General features: G+C 59.0%; 7 protein-coding genes. 2 read left to right on the forward strand and 5 right to left on the reverse strand.

The features are described from left to right. The first annotated feature begins 6 nt into the window (after positions 1-6). Both V3H56_RS16590 and V3H56_RS16595 read left to right on the forward strand, forming a co-directional pair. On the forward strand, positions 7-6,315 hold the full coding sequence (locus V3H56_RS16590) for an AAA domain-containing protein (RefSeq protein ID WP_338473633.1): 6,309 nt from the start codon (positions 7-9) through the stop codon (positions 6,313-6,315). Further along, entirely contained in the window at positions 6,312-7,670 is a 1,359-nt protein-coding gene (locus V3H56_RS16595) for a hypothetical protein (protein ID WP_042727873.1), read from the forward strand. The genes V3H56_RS16590 and V3H56_RS16595 overlap by 4 nt, the downstream gene beginning before the upstream one ends. A 125-nt stretch (positions 7,671-7,795) precedes the next feature. Here the strand turns inward: V3H56_RS16595 and V3H56_RS16600 are convergent, their stop codons facing one another. From V3H56_RS16600 to V3H56_RS16620, 5 genes are all read right to left on the reverse strand, one after another. Next, the gene (locus tag V3H56_RS16600; protein ID WP_234407908.1) at positions 7,796-8,032 is read right to left on the reverse strand and encodes a YceK/YidQ family lipoprotein; all 237 of its coding nucleotides are present in this window, start codon (positions 8,030-8,032) and stop codon (positions 7,796-7,798) included. A gap of 663 nt (positions 8,033-8,695) precedes the next feature. Beyond that, positions 8,696-10,069: an aspartate aminotransferase family protein gene (locus V3H56_RS16605; protein WP_042727875.1), complete on the reverse strand. Its 1,374-nt coding sequence runs from the start codon at positions 10,067-10,069 to the stop codon at positions 8,696-8,698. A gap of 261 nt (positions 10,070-10,330) precedes the next feature. Continuing rightward, a complete protein-coding gene (locus V3H56_RS16610) occupies positions 10,331-11,512 on the reverse strand; it encodes a hypothetical protein (protein ID WP_042727876.1) in 1,182 nt (393 codons plus the stop codon). A gap of 166 nt (positions 11,513-11,678) precedes the next feature. Continuing rightward, on the reverse strand, positions 11,679-12,917 hold the full coding sequence (locus tag V3H56_RS16615; RefSeq protein ID WP_338473634.1) for a serine hydrolase: 1,239 nt from the start codon (positions 12,915-12,917) through the stop codon (positions 11,679-11,681). Between the two features lie 5 nt (positions 12,918-12,922). Next, positions 12,923-13,879 carry an oligopeptide/dipeptide ABC transporter ATP-binding protein gene (locus tag V3H56_RS16620; protein ID WP_042727877.1) on the reverse strand — a complete coding sequence of 319 codons (957 nt, stop codon included), beginning with the start codon at positions 13,877-13,879 and terminating at the stop codon, positions 12,923-12,925. Positions 13,880-13,894: the final 15 nt, after the last annotated feature.

Below are 13,894 nucleotides of genomic sequence, written 5' to 3' on the forward strand. Positions count from 1 at the left end.
GCCCCCATGATACGTTTCTGCCCCAACTGCAAAACCGAGCGCGCTCTCCAGGAGATATTCTGCGAAGGGCTCATTCAGGAACAACCCTGCGGCTGGGACCTCGCCGGCGAACCCATTCGTGCCGCCGGTTGGCGGCCGCAAGCCGTCGTTACCGAAGAACCCCTCCCACCGGTCAGCCCCGCCCAGGAACAGACCCCGGTCTTGCTCTGCGAAAATGGTCATCCAATGGCCGATGGCGACCTGATGTGCCTTGAATGTGGCAGCTCACTTGCGCAAGCAACGCCCTCCGGCGCGCTGCCGGACACCAGCGAACCGGAAGGCATCACCCAGACCCTGATCGATGGCTGGCGCCTGATCCGCCAGATCAGCAGTACCGACGGCGTGCGTGAGCGATACGTCGCCGAGCACAATGAAACCGCGCAACGAGCAGTCCTGACCTTATATCGACCCGGTGCCGAACCGGACCCGGCGATCTACGATGTGATTCGCCGACTGCCCCGCGAGCATGTGCCTGAAATCATCGCCACCGGCCGCTGGGATGACCGTGCCTACGAGGTCATTGAAGAACTGACCGGCGGAACCCTGGCAGAACTCGGCAGCGTGATCCGCGACAGCGACAGCGTGCACCATGTCGTCAAGGAACTGGGGCAGGCGCTGCATGCTTTCAACGAAGCAGGCCTACGCCATCGGGACCTGCGCCCAACCAGCCTGCTGGTACGTTCCCGCGCCCCCCTGGACCTGGTCATCAGCGGTTTCGGTTCGGCACGCCTGTCCGAGTTCGACCTGGACATCGTCTCGCCTCTGGAAACCAGTCGCTACATGGCGCCAGAAGCTATCGCAGGTGGCGTTGCGGCCGCCTCGGACTGGTGGAGCCTGGGCATGATTCTGCTCGAACAACTGACCCAGGGCGCCTGCTTCGACGGCACCAATGCCAACGCTTTTCTTATTCACGTGCTGGCCAATGGCGTGCCGATCCCCGACGACCTCGACCCGCGTCTGAACCTGCTGCTGCGGGGTCTGCTGGCACGCGACCGTCATCAGCGCTGGCAATGGCAACAGGTCCGGGACTGGCTCAGTGGCATTGCGGTCGAGGCGCCGGCCTCCTCCGTCCAGCAAACGGACGAAGGTGAAGGCGCCACCCTACGGCTGGGAGAGCGTCGCTTCCACAAGCCCGGCGTATTCGCCCTGGCGGCGGCCCAGGCGGATAACTGGCAACAGGCCCTGGATCACTTGCTGCGCGGTGTGATCGTGACATGGGCCGAGCAAGTCGGTCTCGCCCCTTCCCTGGTCGCCGGCTTACGACAGGTCGTCCAGCACGAAGGGATCGAGGACGACTTCCGTCTCATGCTGGCGTTGAGAATCCTCAACCCGGAAATCCCGTTGATCCATCATGGCGACATCGTCACGCCAGGATGGCTGCTGGAGCATCCGCTGGAAGGCTATCGCTTGATCAGTGGGTCGGTCCCGGACCTGCTTGAGCAATTGCAGACCGACAACTGGCTATCGCGTCTCAAAACCCGCGCCGAAAACGTACGTCAGCGTGCTCTGCACCAACACATCGAGTTGGTCGAAGAGCAACTGCGGATATTCCTGCTATCGACCTCACGCGCCAAGCTGGCCACGCAGTGGCAGGAACGCCAACGCCTGTTCCCCGACACCGATCATCCGGGGTTGGCCTCACTGTCGGAACGCCGGGTGATCGCCGAAGAAGATCTGATTGTGCTGCTCAGCGCCGCGATCGGCCAGTTTCGTTCAGCGCCCTCGATCGTAGAGAGCGCCGCCGAGCTGGCCAGGAACGCCGATGTCGGCTGGTTCGACGCTGAAGCGGCAACCCAACTGCTGTTGCACTCTCGACTTGAGCTCTACCGTAGCGTCGATGAACACATCCAAGGCTTCGCCCGTTGTGGCGTGCCGGCGGTGGACGAGTGGGCCGAACAGTTCCGTCTAGAACGACGTATGCCGTTGGCTCAGACACTGGTGCTGCTGGCTATCCCGTCCAGTCAATGGCTGGAACCACAGAAACAGCAGTACGTTTCACAGATCCTCGATTTCTTCGAGAAGAAGGTTGTGACCGCCGTGATGCGCGGGCCGCTGGTACGCATGAGCATCGGCAAGACCACCGCACGGGTCGATCTCAACGAACTCAACAGCGAGCGCAGTCCGGCCGCGGCGCTGCTCGATCATCTGTTACAACGTAATGCCCGGGCCGTGAATCTCGATCCCGAAAGTTTTCAGCTCAACGGCCAACTGGAATCACGCTTGCATACCCTGTACCGGCAAAGCGCGCTCTACAAGCGCGACACCGGCATCGATGGTCTGTACCTGGGCTTCCCTTTCCTGCTCAACCGTGACCCTCGCGGCACCACGCGCACGCGAATCATCCCGCTGCTGCTGTGGCCAGTGAAGCTGCTGCTGGAGTTGGGTTCGCGTGGGCACGCCGCCTTGGCGTTCGACAGTGAACGTGAGGAAGTGCGGCTCAACCCCGCACTGGAAAGCGTACTCGGTGCCGAAACCTGCAAGCGCTGGCGCAAGACCGCCGATGAGCTGCTGGGTCGTTCTTCCATTCGCGCGGCGGATGTCATGGACGCCTTCGGAATGCTTGCCACCATTCGCTCGCGTGCCCTTGGCAATCTACCCGCCAGCAACGTGGAAATCGCGCCCTACCAGGATGAACTGGACTGCGCGGCGGTGCTGTTTCACGTGACCTTCATGGGACAAGCCATCGGTGAAGATCTGCGCCAACTGAAAACCCTTTCGCCTGCCGGCACCGGCCTGGAAACGGCGTTGCGCCTCAAGGCCGCCGACGAATCCGAACGCGAGGCGCCGCCAGGCGAGCTGCAACGCTACTTCACCGTGGCCAGTGATCCTTCACAGGAAGCCGCCGTGATCCAGGCCCGGCAGAGCCCGGGACTGCTGGTCGAGGGGCCGCCCGGAACCGGCAAGAGCCAGACCATCGTCAACATGGTCGCCGATGCTATCGGCCGCCAGCGCAGCTTGCTTATCGTCTGTCAGAAGCATGCAGCGCTGGAAGTGGTATACAAACGTCTGGTCGCCGAAGGCCTCGGTCAACGCATTGTCATGCTCAATGACGTCAACCGTGACCGCGAGCCCGTCATCCGCAGCATTCGTGAGCAGTTGGAAAGCCTGTTCACGGACGGCAGCCAGGCGCAGGGCTGGCAACGCCAGCGCGAACAGATCGCAGCTCGCATCGAAGCCCTGGAGGGCGAGCTCGACCGCTTCCACCAGAGCCTGCATCGCGTTGATGACAATACCGGCCTCAGCTATCGCAGGCTGCTTGGTGAATTGATCGAACTGGAGTCCGGCGCAGCGCCACTCGAGTTTCCGGCCTTGCGCCAACGCCTGGCATCCCTGGACCTCGCCAGCCTGACCCGCCTGGAAGAAAGCTGCGCGCCGCTGGTACGCCTGTGGTTGCCCGCACGCTACGAAGGCAGCCCACTGGCCCAACTACAGTCATTTGCCGCCGACCGAGCGACCTTGCAGGCCTTCACCGACAATCTGCACAGTTTCATTCAGGCCGAAAACAACCGTCAGGCTACGTTGCAGGCACACCCCGCCAGCTTCGAAATCGACGACCCCGCGCCATACCGCGACTGGATGACGACCCATGTCGCGACCCTCCTCGGTCTGAAGCAAGAGCAACGTCTGCGTCTTGCGCGCTGGCTGCCGCTATTCCGCAGCCGCGAAGAGGGCCAACTCCCACGGGGCGAGTCGATTCTCGCCGAACTGCAGCAACTGGATCAGCAACTCGGCCAACTGGATCAGGACCACTACGTCCCCGCCTTGTCTCCGGCACTCTGTCTGCTCGAAAACAAAGCCCTCAGGCATCTGGATCAGGACTGTACCAAGGTCATCGCCGCCCGGTCCTGGTTGGCGAACATCAACCCGCTGCATCTGCTGCGGCGCAAGCGACTGCGCAACTTTCTTCAAGAGCAAGGGGAAAGTCTTGTTGTTGAAGCGCTGCCCACGCTGCAGACAGCCATTCGCCTGGAAAGCCAGTGGCGACCTTTGCGCGCCGAGCTGAGTACCCTGCATCAGGCGTTAGAGCTGGAAACGGTGAACAGGCAAGCCTGCCTGGAATTGTCCAGCCTCGTGAAGAGCGACATTCGCCACCTGCTGGAAATCCAGGCACTGGCGCTGGCCCTGGCGCAATCGCCTCGTGCCCGACAGGCGGATGAAGCCGCCCTCGCCGGCGACAAACAGCACCTCGAGGCGCTGCTCAGCGATCTGGACGCGTCGCTGATACGCCATGGCGTTCGCCATTCCAGCCTCGAACAACTCAAGATACTCGGCGACTGGCTGGGTGATGAGCTGGTGCGACAACTGCAGCATGCCGTCGAACACAACCTGAGCAATCAACTGAGTCTTGATCGCCTGCATGAGGCGCTGCCCTTCCTGGCCGCCTACCAGACATTCCGCGGGCGCGCCGGTCAGTTGACGACAGCCGACCTCGAGTTGCTCGCCCTGCTGCGCCAACGCCAGGAACAGTTGGACAACATTGCACCCGAGCAACTGGAAGCCGAAGTGCGACGCCTGCTCAACCGCGAAGCCCGACTGGGTTGGAAACATCGCGTCGAGCAAGCCAATCCTGAACTGCTGTTCAGCCAGGACGAAGCCCGCGCCAAAGTCGCCAGCCTCGCGCAAGCCGACGCACAGATGCGACTGCTCAATCGTGAGCTGCTGGCCAAAGGCATCAACCTCGACCGCCTGGGCAATCGCAAGCAATGGGAGGATGTCACCCGCCTAACGGGCAAACGCTCGCGGCGTCTGCGCGAATTCATTGAACTGGGCAGTAATCTCGGCTTGATGAGCCTGCGTCCGGTATGGCTGATGAACCCGGACGTCGCCAGTCGTGTACTACCACTCAAGGCCAGCCTGTTCGATACGGTCATCTACGACGAAGCCTCGCAGATGCCGGTCGAGTTCGCCCTGCCGACCTTATTCCGCGGCCAAGTCACTGTTGTCAGTGGTGATGAGAAGCAAATGCCGCCGACGGCATTCTTTTCCAGTCGCATCGAAAGCGACGAAGCCGAAGTGTTCGACGGCGACGAGCCTGACGAGGACGCGGATGAGGAACAGCGCGAAGCGTTCGAAGACACCTGGAACCGACGTGAGATCAAGGACTGCCCTGACCTGCTGCAACTGGCGCGCAACGCCCTGCCCAGCACCACTTTGCAGATTCACTACCGTTCGGCCTACCGTGAACTGATCGGCTTTTCCAACGCCTCGTTCTATGGCAATCGCCTGAACGTTCCGGTCCGTCATCCACAGGCAAGCATCCAACGGATCAAACCGCTGGAACTGATCCAGGTCGGTGGGCTGTACCAGAACCAGAGCAATGCCCAAGAAGCCGAGCGGGTCGTCGAGTACCTCAACGAGTTGTGGCAAAAACCTTACGACCAGCGCCCCTCGGTGGGTGTCGTCACCTTCAACCGCAAGCAGGCCGACCTCATCGAGGAGCATCTGGAGCAGCGTGCCGAGCAGGATGAGCTGTTCCGCACAGCCTACGCCCAAGAACGCGAGCGCAGCGAAGACGGCGAGGACATGTCGGTGTTCGTCAAGAACGTGGAAAACGTGCAGGGCGATGAACGCGACATCATCGTCTTCTCCTCCACCTTCGGCCGCAACAGCCAAGGTACCTTCCGCCGTAGCTTCGGCGTGCTCGGGCAGACCGGTGGCGAACGGCGCCTGAACGTGGCGGTGACCCGTGCGCGACACAAGGTGGTGATGATCACATCGATGCCGATCGCCGATATCTCCGACATGCTCAACACGCACCGTGCCCCCGCCAGCCCGCGTGACTATCTGCAAGGCTACCTGGAATATGCCCGCGCCCTCTCCTCTGGCGAGTTCAGCAGCAGCGGCAAGTTGCTGGAGCGCCTGCAGACCGACCGCAGCAGCGTGCACCGCGAACAAGGTCAGCAACGTGATGGTTTTGTCAGGCTGGTCGGCGAATTCATTCAATCTCTGGGATGGCAAGCCGCTCCCGCCAGTGAAGGCGATGCTTTCGGCCTCGACTTCGCCATCGAGCATCCAGATACGGGTCTGTACGCCATTGGCATCGAGTGCGATGCGCCTTGCCACACTCTGCTCGAACGCGCCCGCGCCCGGGAGATCTGGCGCCCGTCCGTGCTGCATCGCGCCATCCCGCATATCCATCGCGTGTCATCGCAAGCCTGGTATCACAACGGCGACAGCGAGCGATCACGGCTGCGTGAAGCAATCGAACACGCCATGAAGGTCGAGCAGCCACTGCAACCCAATCCTGTTCCAGTTGATACGGAAATCTGCCCATGAGTGGTCCCAAGGTCGTTCGCATTGTCACTCGCGAAGAAATCATCGCCATCTGTGAAGGCCACCTGCAACGCCTGGAGCGCGCCGTGGAGCGTTGGCAGACACAAGCCACAAGGCTTGGCGAACTCAGTGAGCAGGAGCGCATCGCCGCCACGGCGCGACACGCTCGCCTGCGCGCTCTGCTGGCAGAAGATCGATTGGCCGAATTGCAGAAGGCCGTGCCCGTGGAGATTGAGCACCTGCGCCGAGATCTGGAGGACCGCGAAGAACGCGCGATCATTCGTGCCGCCGAGCGACGCCAACGCGACCGCCGCGTCCAGGAAAACGCCGCGACATTGCTTGACGCCTTGCACGCCAATCCCCAAAGCGCCGATCAAACCTTGCTGCAGTCCCTCTCACAATTGGCGAGCGGTGCCAATCGGGAAGATGCCGAACGTCTGCTGGCCGAAGGTTTCACCCACTTGACCAAGGCCACCGAGAAGCCGGTGCTGAGCGATACCCAACGCGCCCTGGCGCAGCAGCTCAAGGTTGCCGAACCCGAGCTTTCCCTGCGCGATTGGATAACGGCACGGGAACCGGAAGCCACGCGAGACATACGTCTGCTGCGCATCGACCGCCACATCGTGGAACTGCAACTGCTGCAAGGCGCAGAGCGTGCCGCACCGTTCCTTCTAGCACTGGAAAGAGCTGAAACGGAAGTCGACGCCAAACGGCGCAATCTGTTGCTCGACAGCTTGGTACTCGACCTCGGCACGTCCACTCGAAACTTCCAACGCCAGCGTGAGTGCCTCGAACAGCTGCAGGACCTGGCCAGCGAAATCGAAACCTGCATGGGCACCGAACACGCAACCTTACTGAGTCAGATTGGCGCCTGCACGACCGATAGCGAATTCTCGGTAATGGCTGGGCTGATCGAGCAGTGTAAAACGCATATCGCAACCCACTTGCAGACTCAAGCCGCCCTTGCCCGCCGCGAAGCCGTGCTCGGCGGCTTGGCCAGCCTCGGCTACGAGGTACGCGAAGGCATGGCAACCGCCTGGGCAGAAACCGGCAAGGTCGTGCTGCGCAAAGCCGCGACGCCCGGTTATGGCGTTGAAGTGGGTGGCAAAGCCGACAATGGCCGCCTGCAAGTTCGCGCGGTCGCTCTCAGCAGCGATCGCGACAAGACGCGGGATCGCGACGTTGAAACCATCTGGTGCGGCGAATTCCAGCGGTTACAAGCCTTATTGCAAGATAAGGGCTGCGAGTTGCTGATCGAGCGGGCACTTTCCGTGGGTGAAGTACCGCTTAAAGAAACGAGCGTTTCCGCACCAGGTGTAGAGGCAATCGCTGCTCAGCAAAAGACTCTTCATCAATGAACCGCTAACGACCCCGCCGCAAACCAAGCGATCATTCCCTGGTCCGTCATTGAGCGCTCGATCGCAATGCACAGCCTTGAACACACCGCCAGGGTGATCGTCCTGACGATCGCGATCAGCCAGCGCTACTCGTCGGCACTCTTCATATGAAAAATCGTGTACGGCAGGATCAGCGTATCGGCGACGAAACTGAACGGCAGGTCAATGACTGCAAACGGAGTCAGGGCACTCATGGCCCCAGCATTGTCGTGGCCTTTGATAATCTCGAGATCGACAGTAACGCCGCAGTAAGGATGGAGGCCACACATGTGCCCGTAGCTGGAGCTTTCGTTGACAGTCGCGCACCCTGTCAGCAGCGCCATGGTAAAAACCGTTAGCATGAGCCGCATGATGTACCCTCACCCTGGAAGGGCGAGACTGTAGCACTGAAACCGGCCCAACCCTCACTATTGTTACGGAAGGTTTTGCAGCGCGTCTTCTACAGCGCAGGACGTTGCGACTTGTCCCACTCCTCGCCGTGGCCGTCCTCTGCGAATGGGTAATCACTCCAGCATGGATCAACCGAGGACCAACCGAGATCGCCACCCACAAAGGCCTGCAGACTTGCTAAACAGATGAATATCGTTGATGGCGAGAACGATTGATCAAAAACCCGAGGGCCCACGTTTCATCCTACAAATCTCAGGCATAAAAAAAAGCCACTCATCTGAGTGGCTTTTTTCTGAATCCTGGAGCGGGAAACGAGACTCTTATCTGGCGTCCGACTCGTTGAAATCTAAGGGGTTTCTTTTCTTGCCGGGGCGGAAAAGACTTGATTCTGGACTTGTTTTCAGGGTGTATCAAGAGCAAAAAAAGATGACTCCAAGCCATGCTAGCGAGCTCTACCTACAGCCACTCGGAAGAGCAGTCGTCCGGCCGACGGTATCAATTGCGTAGGACCAATTCGAGACGAGTCCTAAAGCGAGCACGAAGCGGCAGGCCGGAGGACTCCACATTCCGGCTCTGCCTGTAGTGAGCGGCGTTAACTACTGTGCAGCGTGTTTGAGGTACCAGTGCTGTGTCGCATCCAAAGAAGCCGCAAAAACTCCAAGGATTTCATTTATATCCTTCTCCGTTGAGATCAACGGAGGACAGAATGCCAATGCATCTCCCATGACTCGGTTGATCATTCCGCGCTCCTGGGCCTGAGAGGACAGATACCGCCCGAGTCTGCCAACAGCCTCAAAAGGCTCTTTTGTGTGCCGGTCGGCTACCAACTCAACGGCAGCAATCAACCCCACACCACGAACCTCCCCAACCATTGAATGATCAGCAAACTGCTGAAGCCCTTTGCGAAGGATAATCCCCATTTCAGCAGCATGCTGAACCAGGCCCTCCTCTTCGATAATTTTAAGATTCTCTAGGGCGACTGCAGTAGCTACCGGGTGCCCGCTACCAGTGAAGCCATGACCTAAGGTGCCAATCGACTGGCTCTGGTCGGCAATACCTTGGTAAACGGCATCGTTAATCAATATGGCTGCAATGGGCTGATAGGAGGACGACAGCTGTTTGGATACAACCATGACGTCTGGTTTGATATCAAAAGTTTCGCAACCGAACATATTGCCGGTTCGACCGAAACCGCAGATGACCTCGTCCGCGACAATCAAGACGTCATGCTTGCGGCACACCTTCTGGATCTTTTCCCAGTAAGTTTTCGGCGGAACGATCACCCCCCCTGCGCCCATCAGCGGTTCGCCATAAAACGCTGCGACCGTCTCAGGGCCTTCCTTGATGATCAGATCATCCAGTTCTCGGGCGAGGCGATCGGCGAACTGCTCTTCTGTTTCACCCGCTCGACCATATCGGTAAAAGTGCGGGCAGCTGACATGCAGGAAGCCCGGCAGGGGAACGTCAAAACCGCGCTGATTTGCCGGCAGCCCAGTGAGGCTCGCACTTATGGTAGTGGTACCGTGATATGCGTTCTGCCGACTGATGAACTTTTTCTTGGCGGGGTTGCCCAGAGCATTGTTCCGGTACCACAAAAGCTTAACTACCGTGTCGTTTGCCTCAGAGCCGGAGTTGGTGAAAAACACTTTGCTCATCGGCACCGGAGCCATCTCCACCAATTTTTCGGCGAGCTCAATGCTGGGACGGTGTGCCTTACTGGAAAACACGTGATAGAACGGTAGTGTACGTAGTTGCTTTTCGGCAGCCTCTATCAGCCGTTGGTTGCTGAAACCAAGCGCTACACTCCATAGCCCTGACATCGCCTCGATGTATCGCTTATTTTGGTTGTCATATACATGAACTCCTTCTCCACGCTCGATGATGAGGGGGCCATCCGCTTCATGAAGTCGAGCATCCGTATAAGGGTGGAGGTGATTTTCAACATCTTTTTGTGCAAGCAAATCCGTCATGATTTTACCTCGAAGTGAAAGAGGATTCGTTAAACCAAGGGCTGTGTAGAAACCCAAATTAAATACCCAGGCAACCGCACCAGGCTCCACAGCTACAACAGCTAACTGTCGCCAATAGCCATGGAGTAAAAAGCGGCATAAACACCGTAATCGGTGTCCGGACTTACTTGACCAATTCAGGCTCGCCTACAGGTTGTGCGCTAAACCTGTGGGCGAGCCCGCTCGGGGAAAGGACTTTAGGGTTGTTGCCAAAAATCCGGATCAGAAGTAATAACCGATGTTCATGTACAACTGGTTTTCCCACTGATCACTACCACCAGCCCCCAGACTCTGGGTGAGGCTGCTGCCACCGATGACCGGATCATTCTTGCCGTACAACCATTCCGTGGCGATCCACAGTTTGCTGAGGGAGAACGAGGTGCCGAAAATCATCCGTTGCGAGGTCTTGAAATCGTCTGCGGATTTATCGAAGGCGCTGTAGTTGGCGTACAGCTGCACACCGCTGATCTGATCGAACAGGTACTTGCCGCCAACGTCGTAGCTCACATCCGCCACGTACAAGTTGCCGCGACTGGCGACGTTGTAAGTGGCGTCGTAACCGCCGAAAGTCACCAGTTCATCAGTGCCGGGGTTGCGCGGTGACATCTGCTGTCGCGCAGCTTGCAGTTGCACGCCCCATGGTCCGTTTTTACCGATGTAGTGCACCGCCACGGCATTGCGCCGGCCGTCGTTGTTGGTGTCGCGGTTCTCCAGGGATGAGGTCAGGCCAGAAATCCCGACTTCGGACTTCCACGGCCCCAGGTCCAGCGCCTTGGCCACCCGCAGTACCAAGGTGTTGCGTTCCTGGTTGTTGCTGCTGTCGATGACATAGCTGTCCGCTTCAGAGACAACGCTGGAGTAGGTTTCCCCCTTACTCGTACCTTTGCCCTGCGAGGCCGGGCGAAGGTAGTACCCAGCCTGGATGTTCCAGTCACCGCTTTGCTGGATGTACTTTGCGCCCAGTTCTTCCAAGTCTTCCAGCCCCACGACGTTGCCCAGGGTTTGATAAAACGTGCTGCCGAAGTACGGCTGCAAACCGAACGGTACTTGGTTCAGGCCGACTTGGACCTGCTGGTCGGGGTTGAACTTGTAGCCGATCCAGGCGAACTCGGCGAACTGGACGTCCCCGACGTTTTCTGTGTACTGGTAAGGGTAGGCTCGGCCGTAGAAACGGTACTTGACCTGGCCGATCCAAGCGTCGGAGTTATACTTGGCGGAAAGGATCACGGTATCAAAGTTGAACTTCTGGATATCGCGATCCGGGTCATAGTCCCAACGCGCCCGGACAGCGCCACCGAGATCGAGATTGTCGGTGACCTGGACCGCCTGCGCGTGGATGGAAAGTGCACCCGACAGCGCCAGCGGGATCAATGAGCGCAAGGCCCGAGTGGTGTTCAATTTCATGGTCGCTCCGTCTTTAAGTTTTATTTTTGGCAACAACCATCCCGGCCACGGCAAAGCGCGGTCTGGATGAAATAGGTATGGCCCGCCGAGACTGAAGCTGGAACAGCGTCCAGGTGCTAGCGGGCTAAACGCTGTTTAAGAAGCCGCAGTCGTTTAAACTTCGGCGTCAGTTGCGTTGAAGTTCTTCAACTACAGCGGCACAAGCACGGAAGGTATCCAACGTCCACTCCGGATTGATGAAGTCCGGCCAGCTGGAAAGCTTTACGATCGCCACTTCAGCAGCCGGATCCCAATAGATACTCTGACCAAATACTCCGCGCGCCGAGTAGGTGCCTTGCTCACTGTCCAATACCCAGCACTGATTACTGTAAGCCGCGGTCGGAAAGTGCTTGGTGTAGTAGCCGTATAGGACTTCAAAAGCGGGTGTGGAACCACGTCCGCATGCACGCACAAACGTCTCTGGGACGATCTGCTGGCTATTGAAATGTCCACCCTGCAAATACATCTGGGCAAAACGCCCGAGATCACGCAGCGTGGCGCTCATCCCGCCGTCGGCCAATGCAGTTCCAACACAATCGAGGGTGATATTCGCGTCTTGCTCTGCCCCTAGTCTTGACCAGATCTCCCGACTCAGCAAAACGGGGAGCCGCTCGCCGCAGGCCCGCTCACAGACCCAGGCCAACATGTCGGTATCCACCGAGCGATACTCGAAGAACTGATCATGCTCACGATCTTTACTCAGCGATTTCAACAAACCGTAAATGCTGTCAGGAGACTCTCGCTCTCCCCGTTCACGCCAACCCGAGGCGATATCCAACTGGATGAATTCAGCATCTGGATCGGTGTAGTCCTCCCTGAATCTCACGCCCGTTCGCATATCCAGCAGATCCTGCACGCGGGCGTCGCCGTAGCCGCTTGCCGACAGCTCGGGCACATAGTGGCTGACATGCGCTTGGGGATCGATTTTGCCCTGGCCTATCAACCTGCCGACCAGGCTGCCGACGACGGTCTTGGAGACCGATTGCAGCAGATGCAACGTGTGCGGCTGCATGCCGTTGAAATACTGCTCCGAAACCACCTTGCCTTGATTAAGTACCAAGAAACCATCGGTGTAGCTGTCGGTCAGGAAAGTCGCCAGATCGGTTTGTCCGCCGTCGACCCGCTGGAACGTGACATTGTCCAGGGAGCGTTCATTGCGCTTGAATTCACTGACCGGTCCGGGACCGCGATGAATGGCTGCCACCGGAAACAGCTGGCTCATATGCTGGAAAGACCAACGGTTATACGGCGGACTGTCCCAATTATGCTGACGGACCTGCTTTTCCTGGGGTGGCGGATAGCCCTGCATCAGCCTTAGGTCCTGATAACCAATACCAGGAGCGGTCATGTCGTTTTTATTGTACATAGGGGTCAGTTCTCATCGTTCAGAGGGTGGTGGCAAGAAAAGCGGTGGCCGTGATCCTCGATCTCGGCTGGCACCTCTCGGCGACAACGATCGCTAGCCCTCGGGCAACGGGGCGCGAAATGGCACCCGGTAGGCCTGTTCAAGGGGCTCGGGATCTCGCCGCTGAGGATTTGCAACTGGTCACGGCGTTCCGGGTCGATGGAGGGCACTGAATCGAGCAGAGCACGGGTGTAGGGATGACGCGGTCGACCGAACACCTGCCCCACAGGCCCGGCCTCGACGATGCGCCCCAAGTACATCACCAGCACCTGCTGCGCCAGGTACTCGACCGTCGCAAGATCGTGGCTGATAAACAGGTAGCTCAGTCCATTATCGGTCTGCAGCGTCTTGAGCAATTGCAGCACTTGGGCCTGGACCGACACGTCGAGCGCCGCCGTAGGCTCATCAAGGATCAGCAGTTTAGACTCCAGCGCCAAGGCCCGGGCGATAGCGATACGCTGCAACTGGCCTCCAGAAAATTCATGGGGATAGCGCTCCATGTGTTCCTCGCCCATTCCAACATTTCCCAACAGCGAAAGGATGCGCGCGTGCAAGGCGCTGCCGCGTAAACCAAAGGCAACCTTCAGCGGCTCGGCAACAATCGCCTTGATTGTCATTTTTGGATTCAGCGAGGCGTAGGGATTCTGGAACACCATGCTCAAGCTTCTGCCCCGCGCCCTGGCATCAGTCGGCAGCGGCCGACCTTCGACCAGAATCTGCCCACTGTCGGCTGGCAGCAGACCGAGCAAGGTCGCGGCAACCGTACTTTTGCCACAACCGGATTCCCCCACCAGCGCGACCGTCTCACCGGCCTGCACCTCCAGGCTGATGTGGTCGATGGCGGTCACCAGGCCGTCGCGGCTGGCGTAGGTCTTGTGCAGCTGAGTGACGCTCAGCAGTGCGGGCTGTTTGTTGTTATTCATAGCCGTTTACCTTTC

Origin of the sequence: Pseudomonas sp. MS646, assembly GCF_036693845.1 — a bacterium.
Taxonomy (GTDB): domain Bacteria; phylum Pseudomonadota; class Gammaproteobacteria; order Pseudomonadales; family Pseudomonadaceae; genus Aquipseudomonas; species Aquipseudomonas chlororaphis_E.

What these genes read in the sequence shown, in the direction of transcription:
- V3H56_RS16595 (WP_042727873.1), top strand. Translation starts at nt 6,312, where the DNA reads ATGAGTGGTCCCAAGGTCGTTCGCATTGTCACTCGCGAAGAAATCATC.
- V3H56_RS16615 (WP_338473634.1), bottom strand. Translation starts at nt 12,917, where the DNA reads ATGTACAATAAAAACGACATGACCGCTCCTGGTATTGGTTATCAGGAC.
- V3H56_RS16605 (WP_042727875.1), bottom strand. Translation starts at nt 10,069, where the DNA reads ATGACGGATTTGCTTGCACAAAAAGATGTTGAAAATCACCTCCACCCT.
- V3H56_RS16620 (WP_042727877.1), bottom strand. Translation starts at nt 13,879, where the DNA reads ATGAATAACAACAAACAGCCCGCACTGCTGAGCGTCACTCAGCTGCAC.
- V3H56_RS16600 (WP_234407908.1), bottom strand. Translation starts at nt 8,032, where the DNA reads ATGGCGCTGCTGACAGGGTGCGCGACTGTCAACGAAAGCTCCAGCTAC.
- V3H56_RS16590 (WP_338473633.1), top strand. Translation starts at nt 7, where the DNA reads ATGATACGTTTCTGCCCCAACTGCAAAACCGAGCGCGCTCTCCAGGAG.
- V3H56_RS16610 (WP_042727876.1), bottom strand. Translation starts at nt 11,512, where the DNA reads ATGAAATTGAACACCACTCGGGCCTTGCGCTCATTGATCCCGCTGGCG.